Raw genomic sequence first — 26,930 nt, forward strand, 5'->3', positions numbered from 1 at the left:
CCGCCCGACGATCAGCCGAGCGGCCCCGGCCGCGGCTCGACCCGGCCCCTGGAACGCACGGCGAACGAAGCGCCGTAGCGCACACCGGAATTCGGGTCGGTGACGTTCAGCAGGTAGTACCAGTCCATCTGTGCCTGCTCCGCGGTGACCTCCAGCACGCCGTAGCCGTGCGAATCCAATTCCACGTACCGCAGATGACGGTTGATCGCCCCGAGCGATTCCGCGATCGGCGCGGAATTCGTCCGCAGCAGGTCGCCGATGCTGGACGAGGTCACCGACGGCACCACGAACTCGGCGCCCGCCGTCGCCCCGCCCGGGTAGCTCGCCGCGTCCACCGGGAGATCCGCGGCCCACGAGGAGTGGATGTCCCCGGTCAGGAACAGCACATCGGAGATCTGCTGGTCGATGATGGCGCGGAAGAGGCGGGTGCGGTCGGCGGTATAGCCGTCCCACTGGTCGCCGTTCAGTGACGGGCCGGACTCCGGGACGCCCAAGGTGCTGGTGATCGCCGCCGTGGTGGCAGGCTCCAGCGGCGGGAAGACCAGCGGAGCGATCATGACCGAGTTGCCGACCAGCTTCCACCGCACCGGCGCGGACGCCAATCCCGCGATAAGCCACTCCATCTGCGCCTTACCGGTGATGGTGCGCGCCGGGTTGTCGGCCTCCCGCCAGTTCGCTCCCGGTTTCGCCTCCTCGTCGCGGTAGCTGCGCAGATCGAGCATGCTGAGCTCGGCGAGGGTGCCGAAGCGCAGTCTGCGGTAGATCCGCGCGTCGGCGCCGGACCCGGACGCGCGGACCGGCATCCATTCCAAGTAGGCCTGCGCGGAGGCGGCGCGCCGGTCGATCCAGCTGCCCTCGGTGGCGGGATCGTGGTTGTGCGCGCCGCCGGACCAGGAGTTGTCCGCGGATTCGTGGTCGTCCCAGGTGCAGATGAACGGCAGCGTGGCGTGCAGACCGAGCAGATCCGGGTCGGTCTTGTACTGGGCGTGGCGGATTCGGTAATCGGTCAGGCTGACGATCTCGTTCGCCGGTTCGTGCGCACGCACGGTGCCGTTGCGGCCGCCGTACTTGCCGCGACCGTATTCGTAGATGTAATCGCCCAGGTGCACGATCGCGTCCAGGTCGGTGCGACCGGCCAGGTGACGGTAGGCGCCGAACCAGCCCGCCTCCCAGTTCGAGCACGAGACCACGCCGAATCGAAGGCGGTCCGGTGTGTCCGCCGTGGCGGGCGCGGTTTTGGTGCGGCCGACGGGGGAGGTCTGGCCGAGGGCGCTGAAGCGATAGAAGTACTCGACGTTCGGCGCGAGGCCGGAAACGTCGATCTTGACGGTGTGGTCGGACTCCGCCGCGGCCGTCACGGTTCCGGAGGCGGCGATCGAGAGGAATTGCTCGTCCGCGGCGATCTCCCACCGCACGGTCGCCGGGTCGCCCACGCCCGAACCGGGCGTCGCCTCGTCGGAGACGGTGACGCGGGTCCAGAGGATGACGCCGTCGGGAAGCGGGTCGCCCGAGGCGACGCCGTGCCGGAATGCCGGTGTCGCGGCTTGCGCGCGTCCGGCGCCCGCCACCGCGGTGGCGGTGGCGGCGGCCGCGCTGCCCTTCAGCAGGGTGCGCCGAGCGAAGCGGGTGGCGGACGATGGATCTGAAACGAATGCGTTTTCAGGCACGGGTACCGATCCCATCCGAAGTACCGGCGACGCGCAACTCGGTTCGCCGCCGCGCCGGTCCCGCTGTCCTCCGCGGCGCAATGGGTACGGGGGAACGGCATGTCGCGCTGTCGGTGCGGCTGGGTAACGTTCGTCTGGTGAGCGATGGTTTGTTCGACGTGCCCGGTGCCGCGGTGCCCCCGGAGCATTCGATCGACACCGTGGTGCGCAGGGACGCGGGTGCGCCGCTGGCCGTGCGCGTGCGTCCGGCCACGCTGGAGGAAGTGGTCGGCCAGCAGCATCTGCTCGGCCCCGGCTCGCCGCTGCGCAGGCTGATCGAGGGATCGGGCGCCGCCTCGGTGCTGCTGTACGGGCCGCCCGGAACGGGCAAGACCACCCTCGCCTCGCTCATCTCGCAGGCCACCGGACGGCGGTTCGAGGCGCTGTCGGCCCTCTCGGCCGGCGTCAAGGAAGTGCGCGCGGTCATCGACATGGCGCGGCGCAGGCTGTCGGCGGGCGAGCAGACCGTGCTGTTCATCGATGAGGTGCACCGTTTCTCCAAGACCCAGCAGGACGCGCTGCTGGCCGCGGTGGAGAACCGCATCGTCCTGCTGGTCGGCGCGACCACCGAGAACCCGTCGTTCTCGGTGGTGTCGCCGCTGCTGTCGCGCTCGCTGGTGCTGCAACTGCGGTCGCTGACCGAAGCCGACATCCGCCAGGTGCTCGGCCGCGCGATCGCCGACCCGCGTGGGCTCGCGGGCGAGTACACCGTCACCGACGCCGCGCTCGAGCACATCGTCCGGATCGCGGGCGGCGACGCTCGCCGTGCGCTGACCGCGCTGGAAGCGTCGGCCGAATCCTCGCTCGACGGCACCGTCGACGTGGACCTGGTCGAGGCCAGCGTGGACAAGGCCGCCGTCCGCTACGACCGCGCAGGCGACCAGCACTACGACGTGATCAGCGCGTTCATCAAGTCCATCCGCGGCTCGGACGTCGATGCCGCCCTGCACTACCTGGCACGCATGCTCAGCGCTGGCGAGGACCCTCGCTTCATCGCCCGCAGGCTGATGATCCACGCCAGCGAGGACATCGGCATGGCCGATCCGATGGCGTTGCAGACGGCGACCGCCGCCGCGCAGGTGGTGCAGCTGGTCGGCCTGCCGGAGGGCCGCCTCGCGCTCGCGCAGGCGACGATTCATCTGGCGACCGCCCCGAAGTCCGGCGCCGTGGTGGCCGCGATCGGAGCGGCCATGGCCGATGTCGCGGCGGGTAAGGCGGGCCCGGTCCCGCCGCACTTGCGTGATGGTCACTACGCGGGTGCGGCGGCACTCGGCAACGCGCAGGGCTACCGGTACCCCCACGACGACAAAGACGGCGTGCTCGCTCAGCAGTACCCGCCCGACGAACTGGTCGGCGTCGACTACTACCGTCCCACCGACCACGGGCACGAACGCGAAATCGGTCCACGGGTCGACAAGCTGCGCCGCATCGTCCGAGGCTGACCGCTCGTGCCGGGCGTACGGCACCGGTATGGTGCATCCGGCGCCGGCGGACAGGCCACAGTAGTCGTGTTCAGCGCCCCGGAAGACGGTGTCTACAGCAAGACCGTCCGACGGGTGTTCGGGAAGCCTGTCCAACTGCCCGCTCCGGTGTGCATGATGTCGGACAGCGAGCCGCTGCGGGGCCGGGTTGGCTGAGCGGTCGCGGGGACGCGACGGGTGCCCGGTCGATGAAAATTCGCGTGCGCGGCACCGGTAGGCTGGGTATTCGTGCAGACCCACGAGATTCGACGGCGTTTCCTGGACCACTTTCTCCGTGCCGGCCATACCGAGGTGCCGAGTGCCTCGCTGATCCTGGCCGACCCGAACCTGCTGTTCGTCAACGCAGGCATGGTCCAGTTCAAGCCGTACTTCCTGGGTCAGGAGGCGCCGCCGTACCCGCGGGCGACCAGCGTGCAGAAATGCGTGCGGACCGGCGACATCGAAGAGGTCGGCGTCACCACGCGGCACAACACGTTCTTCCAGATGGCGGGGAACTTCTCCTTCGGTGACTATTTCAAGGAGGGGGCGATCACGCTCGCCTGGGAGCTGATCTCCAAGCCGCAGGACGAAGGCGGTTACGGCTTCGACCCCGAGCGGATCTGGGTGACCGTCTACCAGGACGACCCGGAGGCCGCCGAGATCTGGAAGCGGGTCGCGGGCATGCCCGAGGAGCGCATCCAGTTCCGCGACGGCAAGGACAACTACTGGGACATGGGCGTGCCCGGCCCCGGTGGACCCTGCTCGGAGATCTACTACGACCGCGGGCCCGAGCACGGCCGCGACGGGGGACCGGTCGCCGACGAGGATCGCTACCTCGAGATCTGGAATCTCGTATTCATGCAGGACGTCCGCGGTGAGTTGAGCCCGAAGCAGGGGCATCCGCCGGTCGGGTCGCTGCCGAAGAAGAACATCGACACCGGTATGGGCGTCGAGCGGATCGCGCTGCTGCTGCAGGGCGTGGACAACGTCTACGAGACCGACCTGCTGCGCCCCATCATCGATAAGGCCGAGGAGCTGACCGGACGTTCCTACGGCGTCCAGCACGAGGACGACGTCCGCTTCCGCGTGATCGCCGACCACGCCCGCACCGCCGCCATGCTCATCGCCGACGGCGTGAACCCGGGCAACGACGGCCGCGGCTACGTGCTGCGCCGCCTGCTGCGCCGCATCGTGCGCTCGGCGCGCCTGCTCGGCGCCGAGAAGCCGGTGATGAGCGAGTTCATGAAGGTCGTCAGCGACCTGATGGCCCCGTCCTACCCGGAGCTGGCCACCGACTTCCGCCGGATCGAGACCGTCGCCGTCGGCGAGGAGACGGCGTTCCTGAAGACGCTGAACACCGGCTCCACCTTGTTCGACAACACCGCCGCCGCGGTGAAGGCCGGGGGCGGCAGCACGATCGCCGGATCGGACGCGTTCACCCTGCACGACACCTACGGTTTCCCGATCGATCTGACGCTGGAGATGGCCGCCGAGGCCGGGCTGTCGGTCGACGAGGAGGGCTTCCGCTCGCTCATGGCCGAGCAGCGCAAGCGCGCCAAGGAGGACGCGCAGTCCCGTAAGCACGCCCACGCCGACCTGACGATCTACAAGGAGCTGGTCGACCGGGGCGCCACCGAGTTCACCGGCTTCGACGAGCTCACCTCCGAGGCCACCGTGCTCGCCCTGATCGCCGACGGCGTCCGGGTGCCCGCCGCGACCGTCGGACAGGACGTCGAGGTGATCCTGGACCGCAGCCCGCTCTACGCCGAGTCCGGCGGCCAGATCGCCGACCGCGGCTCCATCACCGCCTCCTCGGGCCTGAAGCTGCGCGTCAACGACGTGCAGAAGATCGCCAAGAAGCTGTGGGTGCACAAGACCACCGTGGAGCACGGCCAGGTCACCGAGGGCGATATCGTGCTCGCCCAAGCCGATCCCGCGTGGCGGCGCGGCGCCACGCAGGGCCATTCCGGCACGCACATGGTGCACGCTGCCCTCCGGCAGGTGCTCGGCCCGAACGCCGTGCAGGCCGGTTCCCTGAACAAGCCGGGCTACCTGCGCTTCGACTTCAACTGGCAGGGCCAGCTGTCCGAGCAGCAGAAGGCCGACATCGAGGCCGTGTCCAACGACGCGGTAGGCGCCGACTTCCCGGTCAACACTTTCCTCACCGATCTGCCGAAGGCCAAGCAGATGGGCGCGCTGGCGCTGTTCGGAGAGAACTACGGCAACGAGGTCCGCGTCGTGGAGATCGGCGGCCCGTTCTCCATGGAGCTGTGCGGCGGTACGCACGTGCAGCATTCCTCGCAGATCGGCCCGATCACGGTGCTCGGCGAGTCGTCGGTCGGCTCCGGTGTGCGGCGCGTCGAAGCGTTCGTCGGCCTGGACTCCTACAAGTACCTGGCCAAGGAGCGCGCGCTGCTGGCCGGTGTCGCCTCCGCGCTGAAGGTGCCCTCCGAAGAGGTGCCGGGTCGCGTCGAGCAGCTCGTGGAGCGGCTCAAGGTGGCCGAGAAAGAACTCGAGCGCACGAAGATGGCGGCCGTGCTGTCGTCGGCGGCCACATTCGTGGAGGAAGCCGAGCGGATCGGCCGCCTGCTGCTGGTCGCCGTGGCCGCGCCGGAGGGCGTGCCCGCGGGTGATCTGCGCACCCTCGCCACCGACATCCGCGGCCGGTTCGGCAGCGAGCCCGCCGTGGTGGTGCTGCTCGGCAACGCCGACGGCAAGGTGCCGTTCGTGGTCGCCGTGAACAAGCCCGCGCAGGAACTCGGCATCAAGGCGGGTGATCTGGTCGGCAGCTTCGGCCCGAGTATCGCCGGACGCGGCGGCGGTAAGCCGGAGATGGCCCAGGGCGCGGGGTCGGATCCGTCCGGCATTCCGGCGGGCCTGGCCGCGGTCCGCGCGCGGGTGGCCGAACTCGCCGGGTGATGGGCGAGCCCGCGGAATCGGAGAGGTCGGCGCAGCGCGGCGCCGACCGGCCGGATCCCGCCACCGACCCCGGCCGGGGCAGGCGGATCGGCGTCGACGTCGGCAGTGTCCGGATCGGGGTCGCCGCGTGCGATCCCGACGGCATTCTCGCCACGCCGGTGGAGACCGTACCGCGCGCGAAATCGTCACGGCGTTCGGCTCCCGCACCCGATATCGAAAGAATTGCCGAAATTGTGCGGGAGTACGAGGCAGTTGAGGTAATCGTCGGATTGCCGCGAACATTACGCGGGGAGAAGGGGACTGCGGCTACGCTGGCCAGCGCATTCGCTGAGCGATTGCGGGCTGCCGTCGGGCCGGTGCCGGTCCGGCTTTCCGACGAACGTTTGACTACGGTGTCAGCTGCACGTGCATTGCGGGACAGTGGAGTTCGCGCGCGTGGCCAGCGGCAGGTGATCGATCAGGCGGCGGCCGTGTCGATCCTGCAAGGATGGTTGGACGAACGGAGTGCGGTGTTGAGGTCGGTGGAAGCGGGACGTCCCGCGTCGCCCGGGGACGATGCATGACGGATCGGTGGGCGCGGGCCGAGGAACTGTTCCGACAGCGCGAAGCTGATCGGCGGTATCGGAGAGACGACCGGGCCTGGGGCGAACACGACGACGGCGACGACTACTACGACGACGATACGACCGTCATCCCCCGCTACGTCGATGACGAGGAGGAGGAGCCGCCCACGCCGGCTCCGCCCGCTCCGCGGCGTGGCGGGCAGCGCGCGAGCGCTACCCGCGAACAGGCGCCGCGCCGCGCGAAGCGCGTGCAGCCGGAGCGTTCCGGGCGCCCTGGTAAACGTGGCAAGCGATCCCGGGTGGCCTCACGCAAAGCCGCCGAGCGCAAGCGGCGCCGCCGGACCATATGGATCGTCGGCGGCGTCTTCGCGCTGATGTTCGCCGGCGCTGTCGTCTTCGCGGGCATGAAGCTGGTCGCCAGTTTCGGCCCGCCGGAGGACTATGCGGGTCCGCCCGGACCCTTGGTGATCGTGCAAGTGCACGACGGCGACACCTCGACGCAGATCGCGGCGACCATGCACGACAAGGGCGTCGTCGCCAGCACCGGCGCGTTCATCGAAGCGGCCGTGCGGAATTCCAACATGAACTCGGTGCAGCCGGGCTTCTACGCGATCGCGAGCCGCAGTCCCGCCGCGCAGGCGGTCGCCGCGCTGGTCGGCAAGGACTCCCGGGTCGGCAACCTGGTCGTCTCCGAAGGACGTCTGCTGCACGACCAGCACGACATGAGCACCGGCGGGCGGTACGACGGCATCTACCGCAAGATCGCCGAGGCCAGCTGCATCGGCACCGGCGCGAACCAGAAGTGCGTGACCTACGAACAGCTCGATGCCGCGGGCGCGAGCCTGGACCTGGCCGCGCTCGGGGTGCCGGCGTGGGCGATGCAGGGTGTCAAGGACTGCCCGGACCGGGCGAGACAGCTGGAAGGCCTGATCGCCGCGGGCACATGGGATTTCGATCCCAGCGGCACACCGGAACAGATCCTGCGGCAACTGGTGTCCGCGAGCGCGAAGAGCTATGAATCCACCGGATTGCTGCAGTCCGGAGCCGACACGAAACTGACGCCCTATGAGACGCTGGTCGCCGCCTCGCTGGTGGAACGTGAGGCGAAACCGCAGGACATGGGCAAAGTGGCAAGGGTGATCGTGAACCGGCTGCGGGTCGATCAGATGCTGCAGTTCGACTCGACGGTGAACTACACCCTGGATCGCACCGAGGTGGCGACCACCGACGCCGACCGCGCTCAGGAAACCGCCTGGAACACCTACGCGATGCAGGGCCTGCCCAAGACCCCGATCGCCGCGCCGTCGTTGAACGCGTTGCGTGCGATGGAGAATCCGGAGGCGGGGCCCTGGCTGTACTTCGTCACCGTCGACAAGCAGGGCACCACCTTGTTCACCGACGACTACCAGGAGCATCTGCGCCTGATCGCGCGGGCGCAGCGCAGCGGCATTCTCGACAGTTCCAAGGACAGCGGTGGCCGGTAGTCGCAAGGCGGCGGTGCTGGGTAAGCCGATCGCGCACTCGCGATCGCCCCAGCTGCACCTGGCCGCGTATCGCGCGCTCGGGCTGGACTGGAGCTACGAGCGCATCGAATGCTCGGCCGAGCAACTGCCCGGGTTCGTCGACGGGCTGGGCTCGGAATGGGTCGGGCTCTCGGTGACCATGCCCGGCAAGGAAGCGGCACTGGCCTACGCGCACGAGCGCACCGAGCGTGCCGTGCTGGTCGGATCGGCCAACACCTTGGTCCGCACCGGCGCAGGCTGGCTGGCCGACTGCACCGACGTCGACGGCGTGCTCGGTGCGCTGCGCGGCGCAGGGGCCGGAGAACTGGCCGAAGGCGTGGTGTTGGGCGCGGGCGGTACCGCACGGCCCGCTCTGCTGGCGCTGTCGGAGCTGGGCGCGAAGTCGGTCACCGTGGTCGCGCGGGACGCGAACCGGGCGCGCGGTGCGCTCGAACTCGCCGAGCGGCTCGGAATGGTTGCCGCGTTGGCCGCATTCGAGGCCGGGCCGCTCCAGGGGATCTGCGCGGCGGCAGGCGCCGTGATCAGTACCGTTCCCGCCACAGCGGCCGCGGTAGTCGCCCCCGCGGTGGCGGAGGCTCCGGTGGTGCTCGACGCGATCTACGACCCATGGCCGACACCGCTGGCCGAGGCGGTTTCGAGGGCCGGGCACACGGTGGTCAGCGGTTTGGAGATGCTGCTGAACCAGGCCTACGGGCAGGTCGAGCTGTTCACCGGGCGGCCCGCGCCGCGCGCGGAGATGGCGGCGGCGCTGAACGAGGGGCACCGGCCCCGGAATTGATACCGGTTCTAGTTTGGTTGAGCGCGACGCGGGGTTAGGGTGGTGCGCATGAATGCTTGGGTGTTGCGGGCGATCGTGCTCGGTGCGCTGGTCGTCTTGCTGCGCGCCGCGCTGGGGTTCGCGATGGTGTACTGGCCGACCCACGGGGCGTGGATGCGTGCTCTCGCACTGATCGTGCTGGTCGGGGCCGCCCTGTACTGGGGTTTCCTGGACGGACGTAAGGACAGGGCGGCCCAGCCCGATCCCGACCGCGGCACCGACCTGACACTGCTGTGGCTGAAGGCCGCGGTGGTGGCCGGCGTCGGCAGCGGTCTCGCCGCCTGGCTGCTCGACTGGTTGCCCAAGTTCGACCTGGGAGACAACGGCCTGCTCTTCGAACTCACCGCGGCCGCGGCGTTCATCGTCCTGCTGATCTTCATCTTCGCCCTCATCGGCGTTGGCATCGGCCGCGCGCTCGCCGACCGCGCCGCAGGCAAACAGTCCACCCCCGCTTGACACCCCGGCTCGCGCATCGACGCAATCGGATACACGGCCGGTGATCCGCGAATGAAGTTGCTCGTCCGCGTCATTTGCTGACGCATTGCGTAGATGGCGATGCGGCCAACCGGCAGCGCCGGTGCGTGCCTCCCCTTTCCGCTGCCGATGCCGCTGGTTATGCTGCTGTGCAATGCATTTCAACGGGAGGGGAAGCGTTGTGCTGATTCGATTCGGGGTCACCGCGGCGATGGCGATCGCCGCGTCCGCGTTCGTGTTCGGTGGTCAGGCGGCGGCGAAAGCCGATGGTTGCGCCTCGGCGCAGCCCAAGTGGGGGTTCCAATGCGTGTCGTCGGCGTCGAACGTCTCGCTGGCGAGCTGCATGAAGGACGCGCCGCTCTGGAACGATCACGCGGAGTGCGTTCCGCGAAACGACGGCAGTGGTAGGTACGACCTCTGGGTTCCGTCCCACTGAGACGAGAAAAGGCGGACCCTCCTGGAGGGTGCGCCGTTCCTCGTTCGGTCGAACACCACCGTCCGGCACCGGAGGTGTCCTGGCTCTACAGCAGGATGCCGCCGGTGTCGGGCTTGCCTTCGCGCGCCACGGCGGAGTAGGCGGCGGCCAGCAACGTGGGGTCGGGTCCTTCGAGTCGGCCCGGCTTGGCGAGGCCGTCGAGCACGACGAAGCGCAGCACGCCGGAGCGAGTCTTCTTGTCGGTCTGCATGGCGTCCAGCAGTTGCGGAAGTGCGTCGGCGTCGTAGCTGGTCGGCAGCCCGACGGCGGTCAGGATCGCGCGATGACGGTCGGCGGTGTCGTCGTCGAGACGGCCCGCGAGACGGCCGAGTTCGGCGGCGAACACCAGCCCGACGGAGACCGCCGCGCCGTGCCGCCACCGGTAGCGCTCCCGCCGCTCGATCGCGTGCCCGAGGGTGTGACCGTAGTTGAGGATCTCGCGGAGGCTGGACTCCTTCAGATCTGCGGCGACGACGTCGGCTTTCACCTGGATCGCGCGGCGGATCAGCTCCGGCAGCACCTCGCCGGACGGGTCGAGGGCGGCCTCGGGGTCGCGCTCCACCAGATCGAGGATCACCGGGTCGGCGATGAAACCGGCCTTGATGATCTCGGCCATGCCCGCGACGATCTCGTTACGCGGAACCGTCTCCAGCGTGGCCAGGTCGACCAGCACGGCGGCGGGCTCGTGGAAGCAGCCGACCAGGTTCTTGCCTGCCTCGGTGTTGATGCCGGTCTTGCCGCCGACCGCCGCGTCGACCATGGCCAGCAGTGTGGTCGGCACGTGCACGATGCGCACCCCGCGCATCCAGGTGGCGGCGACGAATCCGGCCAGGTCGGTCGCCGCGCCACCGCCGAGGCTGACCACGACGTCGTTGCGGGTCAGGCCGATGCGCCCGAGCACCTCCCAGCAGAACCCGGCGACGGCCAGGTCCTTGCCCGCCTCGGCGTCCGGGATCTCGACACGATGTGCGTCGATGCCGGTGTCGGCCAGCGCCTTCCGCACCGCTTCGGCGGTCTCGGCGAGTGGCGGCTGATGGAAGATGGCCACGGTGCGCACGCCTTTGGTCGCGCCGCTGACCGACTCGACGAGTTCGCCGAGCAACCCGCGACCGATGATCACCGGGTACGGGTCGGCGGTCCGGACTTCGAGACGACTCGGCTCTGTCACGTGGCTTGCTCCGATTCTGTTGTTGCTGTTGTCGACTGCTGACGCGCCCGGGCGCGGGCACGGCGTGCACGGGCACGCCTGGATCGGTTGCCGGCCGCGGTCTCGCCGTCGCCCGCTCCGCTGGCGGCGTCGGGTTCGCTCGTGCGGCCCCTGCGCGTACGGCGGGATCGAGCGGTGGTGGGCGCCGCCGATTCCTTCGTGGCGCCGGTTTCGGTGGCGGTGCTCTCGCCGTGATCGGCGGTCGTACGCCGGGCCGCGGCCTTGGCCCTGGCGCGACGCCGGGACCGGGATCGGCTGCTGCCCTGCGGAATTCCGCTCGGTGGCGGCCGGAGATCCGCTTCGGCGTGCTCGACCGGCTCCATCCCGAGCTTGGTCATGATCATCCGTACCACCCGGCCCGGACTGCGACCGTCGGTGCGGACCCGGACGGTGGCCACCTCCCGGTAGAGCGGCCTGCGGGCGCGCATCAGCTCCCGGTACTTCGCGCCGGGATCGGCGCCGTTGAGCAGCGGCCGCTGGGTGCTCGCGCCGGTGCGCCGAAGGCCCTCGGCCACACTGATCTCCAGGTAGACCACGGTGCGGCCGCGCAGAAGGGCCCTGGTGTCGGCGGACAGCACGGCGCCGCCGCCCAGCGAGACCACACCGCGCTCGGCGAGGACGGCGCGGCGCACCACCCGCTCCTCGATCCTGCGGAATTCGGGCTCACCGTCTTCGGCGAAGATCTCCGGGATGGTGCGACCGGTCTCCCGCTCGATACCCGCATCGGTGTCGTACAGCTCGACGCCGAGTTCCCTGGCGAGCTTGCGGCCGATCGTGGACTTGCCCGCCCCCGGCGGTCCGACCAGCACCACGCGCGGGGCGCGCGGATCGGTCTGCACGATCATTGTGACCGACTGTCCGCGGGCACGTGGGGGCGAGTGCTGATGCGCTTGATGTAGCTGGTGATGTTCTCGAGCGTCTCGGTGAGCGAATCGCCGCCGAACTTCTCCAGCGCCGCCTGCGCGACGACCAGCGCCACCATGGATTCGGCCACCACGCCCGCCGCGGGAACGGCGCACACGTCCGAACGCTGGTGGATGGCGACGGCCTCGTCTCCGGTGGTCATGTCGACGGTGGACAGCGCGCGCGGCACCGTCGAGATCGGCTTCATGGCCGCACGCACGCGCAGCGCCTCGCCGTTGGTCATGCCGCCCTCCAGGCCGCCGGCGCGATTGGTGGAGCGCAGCACGCCGTCGGGGCCGGGCCGCATCTCGTCGTGTGCCTGGCTGCCGCGGCGGCGCGCGGTCTCGAAACCGTCACCGACCTCGACGCCCTTGATGGCCTGGATGCCCATGAGGGCGGCCGCGAGCCGCGCGTCCAGCCGGTTCTCGCCGCTGGTGAACGAGCCGAGGCCGACCGGAAGTCCCTCCACGACCACCTCGACCACGCCGCCGAGGGTGTCGCCTTCCTTCTTGGCCGCCTCGATCTCGGCGATCATCGCGGCTTCGGCGTCCTTGTCGAACGCCCGCACCGGGCTCTCGTCCACCGCGGCGAGATCGGCGGCGGTCGGCACGATGCCGGAGGTGTTCTGCGCCGTGCCGATCGACACGACGTGCGAGACGACCTCCGCGCCGAACGCCTGGCGCAGGAAGTTGCGGGCGACGGTGCCCGCCGCGACGCGCGCGGCGGTCTCCCTGGCACTGGCGCGCTCGAGCACGTTACGGGCGTCGTCGAAGTTGTACTTGAGCATGCCGGAGTAATCGGCGTGCCCCGGCCGGGGGCGGGTCAGCGGTGCGTTGCGGGCCAGCTCGGCGAGTTCGGCCGGATCCACCGGGTCGGCGGACATCACGGTGGTCCACTTCGGCCACTCGGAGTTGGCCACCTCGATGGCGACCGGGCCGCCCATCGTGCGCCCGTGCCGCACACCGCCGACGACGGTGACCTTGTCGGCCTCGAACTTCATCCGCGCGCCGCGGCCGTAGCCCAGCCTGCGGCGCGCGAGCTGCGTGGAGATCTCGTCGGACGTCACCTCGACGCCTGCCACCATCCCCTCGAGGATGGCGACGAGAGCGGGACCATGGGATTCTCCAGCAGTTATCCAACGCAGCACGTCGTTCATCTTCCCATGTCGACGCCGGTGCTCGGGAACGTGGCCCGCCCGTGACGACGCGCACGGCGGAGGAGGGCGATACCACCCGCCGACGCCTCAGCGGGCTATGACGATGGGGCGATCCACCGAACGCAGCAGCACCTCACCCACCGAACCGAACAGCAGCCGTCCAAGGGCTCCGCGGCCACGGTTGCCCACCACCAGCAGTTGTCCGTCGCGGGAGCGTTCGAGCAACTGCCGCTCCGGCCGGTCGCGGACGACCTCCCGCCGGATGGTGAGTTCCGGATACTGCTCCTGCCAACCGGCCAGGCTCGTGGCGAGCAACGCTTCCTCGGTCCGGCGCAGCGCGGTCCAGTCGGTGCCGATCGCGGCAAGCGGCTCGACCTCGCCCCAGGTGTGCACGGCCACCAGTTCGACCCCGCGCAGCGAGGCTTCGGTGGCCGCGACCTCGATGGCGGCTTGCTCGGCGGCGGATCCGTCCACCCCGACGATCACCGGCCCGGTGCCGGCCCGGTCCCACAGCGCCGTCTCGGCAGGTACCACCGCCACGGGGCAATCGGCGTCCCGGGCGACGGCGGTGCTGACCGAGCCGAGCAGGACTCGCTGGACGCGGCCGATACCGCGGGTGCCGACCACGAGCATCGCCGCGCTGCGCGAACGCTCGATCAGGGCGGTGGCGATGTGCGCGGTGCGGATCTCGGTGCCGATGGCGATGTCGCGCACGGTTCGCGCGGCAGCTACCGCGGCGTTCGCGGCGCGCTCGATCGCCTCGTCCGCTTCGCGCACCCGCAGCAACGCCGCCGGGCGCGGCGGATCGTCGTCGTCGGAGGCGAGCGGCGACTCGACGACCAGCGCGATGTGCAGGGGCGCGTCGTGCAGCGCGGCGGTCTGCGCCGCCCAGCGGACCGCGACGATCGATGGGTCCGAACCGTCGGTCCCCACCACGATCGGTCTCCGCGACGAGTGCCTCGGATGCACTGGGTGGCTCCTTCCCGACGCCGTTTCCGCTGTCCTGGCCACTCGACCGGACGACTCGCCGAACCGCCGCCCCCGGCGAGTGCCGCCGCGGTGGCCGCTCGGAAAGTCGTTGCCCGCGACTGATGCTACCGATGAGTTGCGGTGGATTTGCTGACTTCGTGATCGCGGGGTGTGCTGTGGAGACGCGCCTGCGCAGTGGTGGAGGAACTCAGGTCGAGCCCAGGGCCGACGACAGCAAAGCCAGCAAAGTCGCCAGGCACATCGCGGGACCGTGCGGCACGGTGACCGCGCGGTTGCCCGGCCCGGCCGCACGAGCGGTGAATACGCCCCGGCAGGCCGATGCACCGAGCGCGGCACACGCGGTGAGCATCGGTGCTGCGAGTGCCGCCCACACCCACGGCCGCGCACCGCCGAGTGCGGCAGCCCCGCCCAGCATCACCGCGAGCTTGACGTCACCCGCGCCCAGCGCGGCGGGTGCGGCGAGATGTACCAGCAGGTACGGCGCGGACAGAAGCAGTGCGCCCAGCAGTGCGACGGTGAATTGCCCTGTGTGCACGGCGTATCCGAGGACCGTCAGCGCGCCCGTACCGGTCAGACCGTTCGGTAGGCGGCGTTCGCGCAGGTCGAACACTGTCAGGACCGCGCACCACACGGTGAGGACGGCGCATGCGAGAAGGGTCATGCCTCCACCTTCACCCGGCACACGCGCGGGAAGGCTGGGCCGACCCGGAATGTGCACAACATGGTCGGATGTGAACAGGCCGTTGTTCAGCAGTCGCTCTCGATCGTGAGAAACAGTGCCTGCCAGCGGTTTTCGCGAAACTACTCACGCAGCGAACGCGGCGGACGGCGGGCGAGCACGTGTTGACTGTCGGCGTGCGGTGGGTCGGCGGTAGTTTTGAGGTATGTGTGCAGATCACCAGGGTCATGTGCCGGACTACGCGGGGCGGCGTGGCGCGCTGCGCAGCCTACTGGTGGAGAACGGGGTGGACGCCCTGCTGGTCACCGATCTGGTGAACATCAGATATCTGACGGGGTTCACCGGCTCCAACGCGGCGTTGCTCGTGCACTCCTGGGACACGCGCACCGCCGAGGAACGCACGGTGATCGGCACCGACGGCCGGTACCGGACCCAGGTCGCCGAGCAGGTTCCCGACCTGCGGGCGGAGATCGCGCGGGCCACCTCCCGGCGGATCGTGCAATTGGCGGGGGAGTGGCAGGTCGGCCGGGTGGGCTTCGAAAGCCATGTCGTCACCGTCGAGCAGCATCGCGGTTTCCTCGAACAGCGCACCGGCCTGCAGTTCGTCGCCTCGCCCGGGCTGGTGGAGCAGTTGCGCATGGTGAAGGACGCCTACGAAGTGGAGCAGTTGCGCGCGGCGTGCGCGGCGGGCGACGCCGGTCTGGCCGCGCTGCTGGAGCGGGGCGGAATGCGGCCCGGTCGCACCGAGCGCCAGGTGGCCCGGGATCTGGAATGGGCCATGTTCGAGCACGGCGCCGAAGCGGTGTCGTTCGAGACCATCGTGGCCACCGGCCCGAACTCGGCTGTCCCACACCATCGTCCGACCGACGCCGTGCTGGCGGCGGGCGATTTCGTCAAGCTGGACTTCGGGGCGGTGGTCGGCGGCTACCACTCCGACATGACCCGTACTTTTGTGCTCGGGACGCCGAGCGATTGGCAGCGCGAGGTATACGCGCTGGTCGCCGCGGCGCAGCGGGCCGGGCGGGAGGCGTTGCGGCCGGGGATTCCGGTGGCCGACGTGGACGCGGCGTCGCGGGCGGTGATCGAGGCTGCCGGGCACGGGAAGTTGTTCGTGCACGGACTCGGCCACGGGGTCGGTCTGCAGATCCACGAAGCGCCCGGAATCGCGAAAACCGGAACCGGTACACTTCTGTCTGGCGTGGCGGTGACCGTCGAACCAGGTGTGTACTTTCCCGGCCGCGGCGGGGTCCGGATCGAGGACACGCTCGTGGTGCGCGAAGGGGGCCCTGAGCTGCTCACCCACACCAGCAAAGACCTGACCGTCGTCGCCTGACGCCGGTCTGCCCGAGACCAAGCGGTAGAACGAGGAGATCCGAAGACAGTGGCGGACACCAGCGACTTCAAGAACGGCCTTGTGCTGAAGATCGACGGTCAGCTCCAGCAGATCATCGAGTTCCAGCACGTCAAGCCGGGCAAGGGCCCCGCGTTCGTGCGGACCAAGCTGAAGAACGTCGTGTCCGGCAAGGTCGTCGACAAAACCTTCAACGCCGGTGTGAAGGTGGAGACCGCCACCGTCGACCGCCGCGACATGACCTACCTCTACCACGACGGCTCGGACTACGTCTTCATGGACGGTGAGACCTTCGACCAGATCTCCATCTCCGAGGCCACCATCGGCGACGGCGCCCGCTTCCTGCTGGAGAACATGAACGTCCAGGTCGCGATGCACGAGGGCGCGCCGCTGTACGTCGAGCTCCCGGTCTCGATCGAGCTCGTGGTCCAGCACACCGACATCGGCCTGCAAGGTGACCGCTCCACCGGCGGCACCAAGCCCGCCACCCTGGAGACCGGCGCCGAGGTGCAGGTCCCGCTGTTCATCAACACGGGCGACAAGCTGCGCATCGACTCGCGCGACGGCAGCTACCTCGGCCGGGTCAACGCCTGAGCGCCCGGGCCTGCGAATCCGGGATGATGTGACCGTGGCTGAACAGCCCGTGGACAAGAAGTCCGCGTACAAGAAGCTCGGCGCACGGCACAAGGCCCGCCGCCGGGCGGTCGACCTGCTGTTCGAGGCGGAGGCCAGAGACGTCGACGCCGCCGACCTCCTCGACGAGCGCGCCGAACTCGCCACCCGCGACCAGTCGGTCGCGCCGGTGCACCCCTACACCCGCACCTTGGTCGGCGGCGTAGCCGACGACCTCGACCGGGTGGACGGCACCATCGAGTCGTACCTGCAGGACTGGACTCTCGCGCGTCTCCCCGCCGTGGACCGCGCGATCCTGCGCATCGCGGTCTGGGAGCTGTTCCACGCGAGCGACGTCCCGCCGGTAGTCGCCGTGGACGAGGCGGTGGAGCTGGCCAAGGAGCTGTCCACCGACGATTCCCCGTCCTTCCTCAACGGCGTGCTGGGGCAGGTCGTCCTGGTGGCGCCGCAGGTGCGCGCCGCGGCGGCCGCGACAAGGGCGCCGCGCCCGGAGCCCGAGCCGTGAACAAGTACCTCGTGCTGGTGATGCGCACTCCGCGCTTCGACGCCGCCGTGACCGAGCCGCACCGGCAGTTCCTGCGGTCGCTGCACGACCGTGGGCAGTTGCAGGAGAGCGGCCGCTTCACCGACGGCACCGGTGGCGCGTACGTGATTCTCGCCGAGAATCTCGACGCTGCACGGGAAATAGCGTTCACCGATCCCGTGCACACCACCGGCGCCTCGGAACTGACCGTCTACGAGTGGGAAATCACCACACCGAACTGAGGGCGCCGCGGCACCCGCATCCTCGTTTCGGTCCCGGTATAGGCGCTCGCAGGTCCAGTTCGGCTCACCGCCCGAAGCAAAGGCGATGCCCGTTCTCACCGCGGTCGTTCCGACGCGGCCCAGCGCCTCGCCCGGTTTCGAACGTGGAACTCCCGCTGGTGGGTGTACGGATGACCAGCGGGAGCACGACCGATCCTCGTACCTCGACCGCACTCGAGGTCAAGCGGGCGTCGCAGGCGCCGATCGGCGACCGCTGCCTCGGCGGCTAACCCGTGATCAACAGCGCCGCGACCGCGCCGGCGGTGGCGGTCACCGCGAGGACGAGGCCGGTCAGGACGAAGCGTTTCAGCGGAACGCGCACATCGTGCATGCGGCAGAACTCCAAGCACAGCAGCGTCGCGAGCGAGGCCCACGGCGTGACGATCGAGCCGATATTGGTACCGATCAACAGCCCGAGAAGCTGATCGCCGTTCTGCCGGGGAATCACCGCCTCGCCCGCGGTGTAGGCCGGCAAGTTGTTCGCGATGTTCGAGAGGCCGGCGCCTGCCGCGGCGGCCCGGAACGCGCCGGACGCACCGGGATCGGTCCCGATCAAGGCGTGCATCGCGTCGGCGAGGCCGAACCGGCTCAGGGTGGGCACTACCAGGAACAGGCCGACTACGAAGACGAGCAGCCGCCACGGGATGAGCGACAGCCGCAGGGCGGCGCGGTCGAAGACGGCGAACGCCGCCACGGCGATGAGCGCCGCGAGCGTCGCGGCGATTCCGATCCGGTCGCCGACGAGGGGGATCGCGATGACGAACAGCGAACAGGCGCCCGCGGTGGCCAGCAGCAGCGAGCGCTCCCGGAAGTTCGCGAGGCGGATCGGCTCGGGCGGCACATAGCGATCGGTGTCCCGTCGTCCCCGCCGCCAGTACCACAGCCACAGGCACACCATCGTCGCCGCGATCGAAACCAGTTGCGGCGCCCACATCTTCGCCGCGAAGCCGGTCGCGGTCAGTGCCACGCGATCGGCGGCGAGCAGATTGGTGAGATTGGAGACCGGCAACAGCAGACTCGCGGTGTTGGCCAGCCAGAGCGTGGTCATGGCCAGCGGAAGCGGCGGAATGCGGGCGGGCGCCGCGAGGGCCAGCATGACCGGGGCGATCAGCACTGCCGTGGTGTCGAGATTCAGCACGATGGTCGTGGCGGAGGCGAACAGGACACAGAGTCCGAACAGCGCGGGATAGTGACCGCGACCGAGGATCGCGAGCCGATGGGCGATGACGTCGAAGACCTTGGCCTGCCTGGTCAGTTCGGCCAGCACGATCACGCTGGCGAGGAACAGCAGCAACGGGCCGACGCGACGCATGTTCGCGACGGCCTCGGCGCGGGGCAGGAGACCGGTGAGCACACACAGCAGACCTGCCCCCAGCAAGCCGAGCCGGACCCGGTCCAGGACGCTCAGCCGCGGCTTCGATGCCGGCGTGGCCGGGGCGGAGGGTGAGTTACGTGAAGAGGAATCGACCAGGTCGGGCACGAGTGCCATGATCGCAGCCCTTCGTTCGCGCCACTATCGGTCGGGGCGGCTCAGGTAGTCGACTCCCCATGGATTACCCATTGAACGAGCCGTTATCCGATGGTACGTTATCCAAGTCACAGGTCGGCCGGATGTCGGCTCGAACATCAGGCCGTTTCAGGGGCCGGGGTGTGTCCGAGCCGGCTTCGGTTCTCGTCCGCGCCGAATCAAGGATGTATTGCCCATGAGCATCGCCATCGGACTGGTCTTTCTGTTCATCTTGGTCGGAGGCAGCCTACGGTCGGCCGAAGCCGGCTGTCAGAACACGTTGATGAACCACATGAAGAACATGTGGCTCTGCGCCGTGATCTCCTATGCCGTAGCACTTACCGGCTTTTCGATTTTCCTCGCATTGTCGTCGAAGTCGCCGTGGCCGACGCTCGACGACCTGCGGAACATGCCGTGGTGGGCGCCGTTCGGCGGCTTGCTGGGCGGCGCGGCCGTTATGGGAATGATCGCCGTCGCCCGATATGTCGGTGTGGCGACCTTCAGCGCGCTGGTGATCGTCGGCGAGATGGTGGTCGCCGTGATCATGGACCACTTCGGACTGATGGGATTCGACGAGCGATCCGCCAGTCTGCCCCGTCTGCTGGCATGCGGGCTGATCACGCTCGCGATCTACCTGATGGCCGACGAGCCCGCGGCCGGCGAGCCCAGGGTCAGCGTCACCTGACCCGAGAACACGCACCGCTGCCGGTCCAACCATCCAACCTTCGCGCCCTCCCGAGGATTCTCGATGACGGTTCAGACCGCCGAAAAGACCCGTGCCGCCCTGCCCCGCGCCACGATGGCACTCATCTTCGCATTCATCCTGGTGGGAGGTGCGCTGCGCTCCGTGGAAGCCGGATGTCAGAACTCCCTCAAGCTCGCATTGAAGAATGTCTGGCTGTGCGGCGTGATCTCCTACGCCGTGGCATTCACCGGCTTCGCGATCTTTCTCACCGTGGCGCTGCTGGTTTCCTCCCGTCGGCCATGGCCGACGCGGCTCGACATCCGAAGCATGCCCCGGTGGGCGCCGTTCGGAGGTCTCCTCGGCGGGGCCGCGATCCTGGCGATGATCTCGGTGGCTTCCGATGTGGGCGCGGGCACCTTCAATGCCCTGATCATCGCGGGGCAGATGTTCGGTGCGCTCGCGATCGATCACTTCGGGCTGATGGGGTTCCCGCGGCGGGCGGTGAGCTCCAAGCGCATCGTCGCCTGTGTCATGATCATCGCCGGGATCTATCTCATGGCGACTTACTGACCACTCGCGCGAGGCACGCGCGGGGCCTACTGGTCTGTCGCGTTCTGAGAGACCGATAGGGTATCTCTCGCAACGTTGCCTCGCCGAGGGAAGTAGGAGACATGGCCACGAACGAGCTGACCGTGACGGACGTCCGCACCACGCAGGAGGCGTGGGCGCTGTTCGACCGCCTCCCCGCGGCGCCGGTCGAGGAGATCACGACGGGGCGCTGGCGGGGAGAGGAACTGCACACGGGCCATCCGATGGATGGTGTGCTGGTGGCTTCGGGCTGGTACGGCAAGCAGTTCGACGGCCCCGATCACGTGCATCCGCTGCTGTTCATCTCGGGCGGCGAAGTTTTCCCGATCGATCCGCGCCGCGTGCCGCTCGGCCTGGCCGGGCGGGTGCCGCTGTCCGGGGTGCGGGCCCTGCGCAAACTGCTGCCTGCCCTCGCTCCCGCGCTGCGTACGCGCAAACCCACCGCGCGTCTGCGTGCGGTGGAATACCGCGGCGTGACGAGTGCCGCGATGGTCTACGACCACCTGCCGATCATCGATCACTTCCGGCGCGCCGACGAGCACACCCTGCTCGGCGTGATGGATTTGCGCGGTATGGCCGAACCGTACTTCTTCGTCCTGCACAGGGACATCGGCTAGGCGGCCGCGGATCCGGTCGGCCCCAGCCGATCCGGATCCGGCGCCGCGCCCACCGCACTAGGATTTGCGCGACAGGCGAGACCTTGCGGGATGCGGCGACCGAGGAGGCACAGTCGATGGAACGCACGACATGCCTGGTGGTCGGCGGGGGACCGGCCGGAATGTTCCTCGGGCTGCTGCTGGCCAGGGCGGGTGTCGAGGTCACGGTGCTGGAAAAGCACGCGGATTTCCTCCGCGACTTCCGTGGCGACACCGTGCATCCCACCACTCTCGACCTGATCGACGAACTGGGTCTCGGCGCCGAATTCGCGAAACTACCCGCGCGCAAGGTGGATCAGGTGCAGTTGCCGATCGCGGGCGGCCTGCAGACCTTGGCGACGCTGAAAAATCTGCCGGGCAAGCACAAATACGTCGCCATGGTGCCGCAATGGGATCTGCTGGATCTGCTCGCGCGTGCCGCGGCGGCCGAGCCCACCTTCCGCCTGCGGATGAATACCGAGGCCACCGACCTGGTCTGGATCGACGGACGGGTCGGTGGCGTCGTCTACCGCACCGCCGACGGCGCCACCGGCTCGATCGAAGCCGATCTCACCGTCGCCTGCGACGGCCGCGGCTCCCTGTTGCGGTCGGCGGCGGGACTGTCGGCACACACCTGGTCGACGCCGATGGACGTCTGGTGGTTCCGCCTGCCGCGCACCGAGATCGACCCCGCCGGCGCGCTGCCGATCGTCAGCGCCCGGCGGGTGGCGGTTCTGCTCGACCGCGGCGACTACTGGCAGTGCGCGACGTTGATCGCCAAGGGCGCTGACGAATCCGCCCGCCGCGGACCGGTCGAGGACATCATGCGCGGCCTGGCCGAGGCCGCGCCCTGGCTCCACGACCGGGTCGACGCCTTGTCCGGCTGGGACGAGGTCAAGCTGCTGGAAGTGAAACTCGACCGGCTGACCCAGTGGTACACCCACGGCCTGCTCTGCCTCGGCGATGCCGCCCACGCCATGTCACCCGCCGGTGGCGTCGGCATCAACCTGGCTGTTCAGGACGCCGTCGCCGCGGCAAGAATCCTCGCCCCGCCGCTGCTCTCGGGCGCGCTGCGGATCAGGGATCTGGCGAAGGTGCAGCGACGGCGCAGATTTCCGACCGTCGTGACGCAGGGCATGCAGCGGCTCCTGCACGCCATCGCGATCGTTCCGGCCCTCGACGGGCGAATCGACATCGCGAGCGCTTCCCGCGCACCGCTGCCGGTCCGGATCCTGCGCCGCGTCCCCGTGATACGCAGCGTGCCACCGTACTTGCTCGCTCGCGGCGTCTTGCCGGAGCACGCTCCGCACTTCGCCCGGCGGTAGCGGTCCGGGCGGGTGCTCAGGCCGGAACGTCGGGGGATGAGGCGGGCGGGGTCGCGATCCAGCCCGCGACGGTCACGAGACCGGTCGGGCGGTGTACGGCGAGGAAGCCGAAGGGACGGTCGAAGTTCACCGAGACGACGGGTGCGTAGTGGTGCCGTAGCGCCGCCGCTGCCGCGCGTAACGCGAAGGACGTCACGGCGGCGGCCTCGAAGCCTTCATGGCTGAACCGGGCGAGGACCTCCTGCGCTCCTGCACCGACGCAGAGTGGGAAAGGCGAGATCGCCGGGAAATGGCCCTGGGTGCGGTCGGTCGCGGCGGTCAGGCCGAACAAGCCGGACCCGGTGAGCAGGTCATGGGTGGATCGGACCTCGAAGGGCGGCAGCCGGATTCGCAGTTGACCGGTGCCGGTCAGCACCTGTTCGGTGCGCACGGCGAGGCCCGGCCCCTCGGTGCCGACCGGCAGGTCGGAGCGGACCGGCACGGCGCCGGCCAGCGCCGCCAGGCCGGTTCCGAGCACGGCCCCGGATCGGCCCGTGCCGAGCAGCAGATGGACGTCGAGGTCGGCCACACCTTCGACGACGACGCGCGTGACCGGCTCCGGCGCGTCCAGGATCGCGGCGTTCGTCAGGTCTGTGCTCGCGCGGGACAACCCGGGGCCGCGATGCCCCTGCCACGGACCGTCTTTCGGGGTCAGCGTCGCGACCTCGAAGGGCACCTGCCACCGGGTCTTCGCGACCAGCGCGGTCGCGAGCACCAGCAGCGTGCCGGGATCGACCGAGAGGGGGAACCGCTCGATGAGCCCGTCGGTATGCCGGGCCGCCCAGCTGTCTAACTCGGACTGGCCGGCCAGCCGGGCGAGAACTCCCTCGGGCAGCGCCTGCGACCAGGCTTCGTGCAGCGGAAGATCATGGCGCACCCACACGCCCAGTGCCGCCGACACCGCGTCCGCGCGCTGGAGGTCGTGCAGCAACCGGAGCGCTTCTTCCCGGGCGTTCGCCGCGGGTACGCCGATCGCCGTCGACAGCTCGCCCCGTGCCGGACCGTCCGCCGCGGAGGCCAGCAAGGCCAGCAGCGGCCAGACGCCCGCGCCGGACACCACGAAGTCTCGCTCGCCCGCCGCCGCGCACCAGCGTGCCGTGAGGGCGTTGGCGGCGCCGACATGGGATTCCAGAGAAGTCCGCACGGAACCCACCCTAGCCACGGCGGCGCGGGCTTCGCGCCGCTCTCAGGACGTGGCGGCTTCAGGGCGCAGCACGATTTTGCCCAGCGGAGCCCGGTTCTCCAGCAGCCGATGCGCGTGACTCGCCCGGCCGAGCGGCAGGACCGTCTCGACCAGCGGATCGAGCCCACCCGCCGCCGCGCGGGCCAGCACGGCTCCGCGCGCCTGCGCGACTCGGTTCAGCCAGTCCGGCCCCGCGCAGCCGGTGAAGGTCAACCCGCGCATGATCAGGTCGGTCGCCGTCACGTGCGCGGGTGCGCCGGACAGCCAGCCGTAGCCCAGCATCCGTCCGCGCAGCGGAGTCATGAGATCGAGGAGGCCGGAAGCGCTCGCACCGCCGATCGAATCGAACACCACGTCCACCGTTGCGCCACCGAGCGTTTCACGCAGCCGGGTGGTCCACGCGGGATCGTTGTGGTCGATCACTTCGTCGGCGCCCAGCTCGCGCGCCCGGGCCGCTTTCTCGGGACTGCCCGCGGTGCCGATGACACGAGCCGCCCCGAATTCTCCGGCCAGTTGGGTCAGGGCGCTGCCGACGCCCGTGGCGGCCGCCTCGATCAGGACGGTTTCGCCGCCCGTCAGCGCGGCGGTCTCCAGCAGTGGAATCGCCACCGATCCGTTCATCAGCACCGCGGCGGCGTCGACGAAGGACAGGCCGTCCGGAATGGGCGCCACGGAATCAGCGGGCGCGGCCACGAATTCGGCGTAGGCACCGAAACCTCTGGTCGCCACTACGACTCGCTGTCCGAGCAGCGCGGAATCGACCTGGGCGCCGACCTCCGTGACGATGCCCGCGGCCTGGAAACCGAAGATCAGCGGCAGTGGCGCGGCGAGCGGGAACTCGCCGGAGCGCAGCTTTGTCTCCGGGAACAGCACCGGTATCGCCTCGGCTCGGATCACCACCTCGTCCTCGGCCGGTCGCGGCGCGGGGACCTCCTCGGCCACCAGCACGTCGGGGTCTCCTACTGCCGTCATTACGATTGCCTGCATCACGAACTCCATAAGTTGACTGGCGGTCCAATTGATTACTCGATCATATGGACCATCGGTCAACTTGTCTAGAAGGTGGGTGCGATGGGCGACGGACGGCCCAGAGAACGGGCGGACGCGGCGCGGAATCGACGGGCGATCCTGGAGGCCACCAGCGCGCTGCTCGCGGAGCACGGCGCCGAGGCGATCACCATGGAGCGTGTCGCGGCGGCCGCCGGAGTGGGCAAGGGCACCATCTTCCATCGCTTCGGCAACCGTGCCGGGCTCTTGCACGAGATGGTCGCCGAGAGCGCGCTCACGCTCATGGACGCGATCACCGACGGCCCACCGCCGCTGGGTCCCGGTGCGCCCGCCGATGCCCGCTTGATCGCCTACTTCGACGCGATGGCGCGGTTGGTGGTCGACAATTCCGAGCTGATGGTCGCCTATCGCACCGAGCCGCCGCATCCGCGGACCGCCGAGTTCCACGCGTTCTGGGACAACCACATCACCACGTTGCTGCGCGAAGCGCGTCCGGACCTGGACGCGGAAGTGGTCGGGCGGCTGCTGCTCGGCGCGTTGAGCGCCGAGTTGGTGCCTGCCATGGTCCGAGCCGGTGAGACCGATCGGTTGCTGGCGGCGGTGCGGGAGTTGATCGAGTCGGTGCTGCGCACGCCCTGACCGCTCAACCCCCCGCGCGTTGATCGCCCCGTGCGCCCGGGGCGGCGGCCGTGCACCGCGTCGGCGCGACGACAAGAGTTCGTCCGCGCCGGATCGGTACGGGTTCTGGTCGCAAAGGCTGTTCTCGGGATACCCGGTGTTGGATCCCGTTGTGCCGCACTGTCTTCGTCCGGGGTCCGCGCGGCGATCAGTCCCGCGACAGGATGGCCTCGAAGCGTTCGTCCGCGCGGTCGAGTTGGTCGAGGATGTGCTGCCGGACGTGGTCGGCCAGCGGTGTGTCCGGGCGGGTGACCAGGTCGCGATAGACGTCGGTGAGCGGGCGGTATTTGGCGGCGAGCTTCGTCATCGCGGGACCGGTGGCGTAGAGGATGCCGACGCCGTTGTCGGTGAAATCGGAGAGTTTGATGACGCGGGCCCACGGGTCCCGGTCCAGGTTGGCCGCGACGTGTTCGCGGTACTGCGCCTGCCGGTCGCGCGCCGGATCCGGTTCGGGATTGGTCACCGCGGCGACGAGATCGGCCACTCGCGCACCGAAGCGATCGGTGAGTGCGTCCAGCGCGGCGTCGACGGCCGGTCCGGGGCGGTCGGCGGCCAGTTCGGCGGCGTGGTCCTCGACCGAGTCGTGCAACAACCCCGCCGCGACCACATCGGGATCCCGGACCTCGTAGTGGCTGATGATCCGAATCGTCACGCGCAGTAGGTGACTGAGGTACGGCTCGCGGCCGTACCGGTCGTCACGGTGCAGGTCGGCCGCGAGATCGAGCGCCGCGGCCAGGCGCTGCGTGTCCGGAAGTTCGGCGATTTCCAGTAGTAGTCGTTCCCGCAGCCCGGCTTCGCCGTAGACCTCGCTGATCGTGTGCAGCGGCATCACGGCCAAGACCTCCGCCCCTGGATTGCTCATGTTGCCAGGCTAACCGGACATGGCGACACGTGACGGGCGACGGAGCGCCCGGGGCCCGCTCAACGGACGCCGCGTGGGCGGTACTGAATGCTGATCCGCGGACCGGTGGGTTTGCGTGTCTTCGGCACCGCGTGCTCCCAGGTGCGCTGGCACGAGCCTCCCATCACCAGTAGATCGCCGTGGCCGACAGCGTATTTGATGCTCGCGCCGCCGCCGCGCGGCCGCAGCAGCAGCGCCCGCGGCGCCCCGATCGACACGATCGCGACCATGGTGTCGTGTGTGGCCCCGCGGCCGATGTCGTCGCCGTGCCAGGCGACGCTGTCGCGCCCGTCCCGGTAGTAGCACAGGCCCGCGGTGCGGAACGGCTCGCCGAGTTCGTGCCGATAGTGCTCGCTCAATGCCGTGCGGGCGTCGGCCAATGCCGGGTCCGGCAGCGGTTCGTGCTCGGAATAGAACCGCAGCAGCCGGGGCACGTCGACCACGCGGTCGTACATCGGCCTGCGCTCGGCTCTCCACGGCACGCGGTCGACGAGCCGGTCGAACAGCGCGTCCGCGCCCGAGAGCCATCCTGGCAGCAGATCCACCCACGCCCCGTGGTCGAGCACGGTACGGCGCGTATCGCGCAGCGGCGCGAATTCGGTGTCGCCGAATCCGTCGAGCAGCGATCCCTGCAGCGGTGTGGACATGCGGCCGAGCGTACCGCTGATCGAACATATGTGCTAGCGGTTTTCGGCCATGATTGCCGGATATCGTGGTGCGG

The 26,930-nt window shown here is 69.6% G+C and carries 26 protein-coding genes and 1 pseudogene; 16 read left to right on the top strand and 11 right to left on the bottom strand.

Features of this window, described 5'->3' with window-relative positions; genetic code table 11:
- Positions 1-11: 11 nt before the first annotated feature.
- On the bottom strand, positions 12-1,682 hold the full coding sequence (locus ACGF7Y_RS04410) for an alkaline phosphatase D family protein (RefSeq protein ID WP_393229054.1): 1,671 nt from the start codon (positions 1,680-1,682) through the stop codon (positions 12-14).
- Positions 1,683-1,747: 65 nt separating this feature from the next.
- Here ACGF7Y_RS04410 and ACGF7Y_RS04415 point away from each other — a divergent pair, with 65 nt between their 5' ends.
- From ACGF7Y_RS04415 to ACGF7Y_RS04445, 7 genes are all read left to right on the top strand, one after another.
- Positions 1,748-3,148, top strand: coding sequence for a replication-associated recombination protein A (locus ACGF7Y_RS04415; RefSeq protein WP_393229056.1), 1,401 nt, complete (start codon positions 1,748-1,750; stop codon positions 3,146-3,148).
- A gap of 267 nt (positions 3,149-3,415) precedes the next feature.
- Entirely contained in the window at positions 3,416-6,085 is a 2,670-nt protein-coding gene (alaS, locus tag ACGF7Y_RS04420; RefSeq protein ID WP_393229059.1) for an alanine--tRNA ligase, read from the top strand.
- Positions 6,085-6,648 carry a Holliday junction resolvase RuvX gene (gene ruvX, locus ACGF7Y_RS04425; protein WP_062973558.1) on the top strand — a complete coding sequence of 188 codons (564 nt, stop codon included), beginning with the start codon at positions 6,085-6,087 and terminating at the stop codon, positions 6,646-6,648. Before alaS ends, ruvX begins: the two co-directional genes overlap by 1 nt.
- Entirely contained in the window at positions 6,645-8,132 is a 1,488-nt protein-coding gene (gene mltG / locus ACGF7Y_RS04430; protein WP_393229062.1) for an endolytic transglycosylase MltG, read from the top strand. The genes ruvX and mltG overlap by 4 nt, the downstream gene beginning before the upstream one ends.
- On the top strand, positions 8,122-8,949 hold the full coding sequence (locus ACGF7Y_RS04435) for a shikimate dehydrogenase (protein WP_393229064.1): 828 nt from the start codon (positions 8,122-8,124) through the stop codon (positions 8,947-8,949). Before mltG ends, ACGF7Y_RS04435 begins: the two co-directional genes overlap by 11 nt.
- A gap of 48 nt (positions 8,950-8,997) precedes the next feature.
- A complete protein-coding gene (locus tag ACGF7Y_RS04440) occupies positions 8,998-9,444 on the top strand; it encodes a B-4DMT family transporter (protein ID WP_393229067.1) in 447 nt (148 codons plus the stop codon).
- 199 nt (positions 9,445-9,643) lie between these two features.
- Positions 9,644-9,898, top strand: coding sequence for a hypothetical protein (locus tag ACGF7Y_RS04445; protein ID WP_062973566.1), 255 nt, complete (start codon positions 9,644-9,646; stop codon positions 9,896-9,898).
- An 85-nt stretch (positions 9,899-9,983) separates the two neighbouring features.
- Here the strand turns inward: ACGF7Y_RS04445 and aroB are convergent, their stop codons facing one another.
- The 5 genes and pseudogenes from aroB to ACGF7Y_RS04470 form a co-directional block, all read right to left on the bottom strand.
- Positions 9,984-11,105 (bottom strand): 3-dehydroquinate synthase, encoded by a 1,122-nt coding sequence (gene aroB / locus ACGF7Y_RS04450; RefSeq protein ID WP_040867583.1) that lies wholly within the window; start codon positions 11,103-11,105, stop codon positions 9,984-9,986.
- A 221-nt stretch (positions 11,106-11,326) separates the two neighbouring features.
- A pseudogene (locus tag ACGF7Y_RS04455) lies at positions 11,327-11,989 on the bottom strand (shikimate kinase); the annotation flags it as partial.
- The gene (gene aroC / locus ACGF7Y_RS04460) at positions 11,986-13,194 is read right to left on the bottom strand and encodes a chorismate synthase (RefSeq protein WP_393230939.1); all 1,209 of its coding nucleotides are present in this window, start codon (positions 13,192-13,194) and stop codon (positions 11,986-11,988) included. The pseudogene ACGF7Y_RS04455 and the gene aroC, both read right to left, overlap by 4 nt.
- Positions 13,195-13,290: 96 nt before the next feature.
- Entirely contained in the window at positions 13,291-14,139 is an 849-nt protein-coding gene (locus ACGF7Y_RS04465) for a universal stress protein (RefSeq protein ID WP_393229072.1), read from the bottom strand.
- 241 nt (positions 14,140-14,380) lie between these two features.
- On the bottom strand, positions 14,381-14,854 hold the full coding sequence (locus tag ACGF7Y_RS04470; protein WP_393229074.1) for a prepilin peptidase: 474 nt from the start codon (positions 14,852-14,854) through the stop codon (positions 14,381-14,383).
- Positions 14,855-15,077: 223 nt separating this feature from the next.
- Between ACGF7Y_RS04470 and ACGF7Y_RS04475 the strand changes: the two genes are divergently transcribed.
- Genes ACGF7Y_RS04475 through ACGF7Y_RS04490 form a run of 4 tightly spaced genes read left to right on the top strand, consistent with a single transcriptional unit; the run spans position 15,078 to position 17,621 of the window.
- Positions 15,078-16,205, top strand: coding sequence for a M24 family metallopeptidase (locus ACGF7Y_RS04475; protein WP_393229077.1), 1,128 nt, complete (start codon positions 15,078-15,080; stop codon positions 16,203-16,205).
- A 48-nt stretch (positions 16,206-16,253) separates the two neighbouring features.
- Positions 16,254-16,817 (top strand): elongation factor P, encoded by a 564-nt coding sequence (gene efp / locus ACGF7Y_RS04480; protein ID WP_040867576.1) that lies wholly within the window; start codon positions 16,254-16,256, stop codon positions 16,815-16,817.
- Positions 16,818-16,851: 34 nt separating this feature from the next.
- Complete coding sequence (nusB, locus tag ACGF7Y_RS04485) at positions 16,852-17,361, top strand: transcription antitermination factor NusB (protein ID WP_040867601.1); 510 nt, start codon at positions 16,852-16,854, stop codon at positions 17,359-17,361.
- Positions 17,358-17,621, top strand: a complete 264-nt coding sequence (locus ACGF7Y_RS04490) for a YciI family protein (protein WP_040867575.1) — start codon at positions 17,358-17,360, stop codon at positions 17,619-17,621. The genes nusB and ACGF7Y_RS04490 overlap by 4 nt, the downstream gene beginning before the upstream one ends.
- A 265-nt stretch (positions 17,622-17,886) precedes the next feature.
- On the opposite strand, the gene ACGF7Y_RS04495 is transcribed toward ACGF7Y_RS04490, so the two are convergent.
- Positions 17,887-19,149 carry an SLC13 family permease gene (locus tag ACGF7Y_RS04495; RefSeq protein ID WP_393229081.1) on the bottom strand — a complete coding sequence of 421 codons (1,263 nt, stop codon included), beginning with the start codon at positions 19,147-19,149 and terminating at the stop codon, positions 17,887-17,889.
- Between the two features lie 214 nt (positions 19,150-19,363).
- Here ACGF7Y_RS04495 and ACGF7Y_RS04500 point away from each other — a divergent pair, with 214 nt between their 5' ends.
- The 4 genes from ACGF7Y_RS04500 (at position 19,364) to ACGF7Y_RS04515 (ending at position 22,400) form a co-directional block, all read left to right on the top strand.
- A complete protein-coding gene (locus tag ACGF7Y_RS04500; RefSeq protein ID WP_357032347.1) occupies positions 19,364-19,852 on the top strand; it encodes a DMT family transporter in 489 nt (162 codons plus the stop codon).
- A 63-nt stretch (positions 19,853-19,915) separates the two neighbouring features.
- Entirely contained in the window at positions 19,916-20,422 is a 507-nt protein-coding gene (locus ACGF7Y_RS04505) for a DMT family transporter (RefSeq protein ID WP_357032344.1), read from the top strand.
- Positions 20,423-20,523: 101 nt separating this feature from the next.
- Complete coding sequence (locus ACGF7Y_RS04510; protein WP_393229084.1) at positions 20,524-21,057, top strand: DUF4334 domain-containing protein; 534 nt, start codon at positions 20,524-20,526, stop codon at positions 21,055-21,057.
- Between the two features lie 116 nt (positions 21,058-21,173).
- Positions 21,174-22,400 carry an FAD-dependent oxidoreductase gene (locus tag ACGF7Y_RS04515; RefSeq protein ID WP_393229087.1) on the top strand — a complete coding sequence of 409 codons (1,227 nt, stop codon included), beginning with the start codon at positions 21,174-21,176 and terminating at the stop codon, positions 22,398-22,400.
- A gap of 16 nt (positions 22,401-22,416) precedes the next feature.
- Here the strand turns inward: ACGF7Y_RS04515 and ACGF7Y_RS04520 are convergent, their stop codons facing one another.
- Positions 22,417-23,583, bottom strand: coding sequence for a serpin family protein (locus ACGF7Y_RS04520; RefSeq protein ID WP_393229090.1), 1,167 nt, complete (start codon positions 23,581-23,583; stop codon positions 22,417-22,419).
- Between the two features lie 42 nt (positions 23,584-23,625).
- The gene (locus tag ACGF7Y_RS04525) at positions 23,626-24,609 is read right to left on the bottom strand and encodes a zinc-binding alcohol dehydrogenase family protein (protein WP_393229091.1); all 984 of its coding nucleotides are present in this window, start codon (positions 24,607-24,609) and stop codon (positions 23,626-23,628) included.
- An 84-nt stretch (positions 24,610-24,693) separates the two neighbouring features.
- Here ACGF7Y_RS04525 and ACGF7Y_RS04530 point away from each other — a divergent pair, with 84 nt between their 5' ends.
- Positions 24,694-25,269, top strand: a complete 576-nt coding sequence (locus ACGF7Y_RS04530) for a TetR/AcrR family transcriptional regulator (protein ID WP_393229093.1) — start codon at positions 24,694-24,696, stop codon at positions 25,267-25,269.
- A gap of 187 nt (positions 25,270-25,456) precedes the next feature.
- Here the strand turns inward: ACGF7Y_RS04530 and ACGF7Y_RS04535 are convergent, their stop codons facing one another.
- Positions 25,457-26,170: an HD domain-containing protein gene (locus ACGF7Y_RS04535; protein ID WP_393229095.1), complete on the bottom strand. Its 714-nt coding sequence runs from the start codon at positions 26,168-26,170 to the stop codon at positions 25,457-25,459.
- Positions 26,171-26,229: 59 nt separating this feature from the next.
- Positions 26,230-26,856 carry an alpha-ketoglutarate-dependent dioxygenase AlkB gene (locus ACGF7Y_RS04540; RefSeq protein WP_393229098.1) on the bottom strand — a complete coding sequence of 209 codons (627 nt, stop codon included), beginning with the start codon at positions 26,854-26,856 and terminating at the stop codon, positions 26,230-26,232.
- Positions 26,857-26,930 lie beyond the last annotated feature (74 nt).

The sequence above is a fragment of the Nocardia sp. NPDC047654 genome (assembly GCF_043205035.1).
Lineage (GTDB): Bacteria > Actinomycetota > Actinomycetes > Mycobacteriales > Mycobacteriaceae > Nocardia.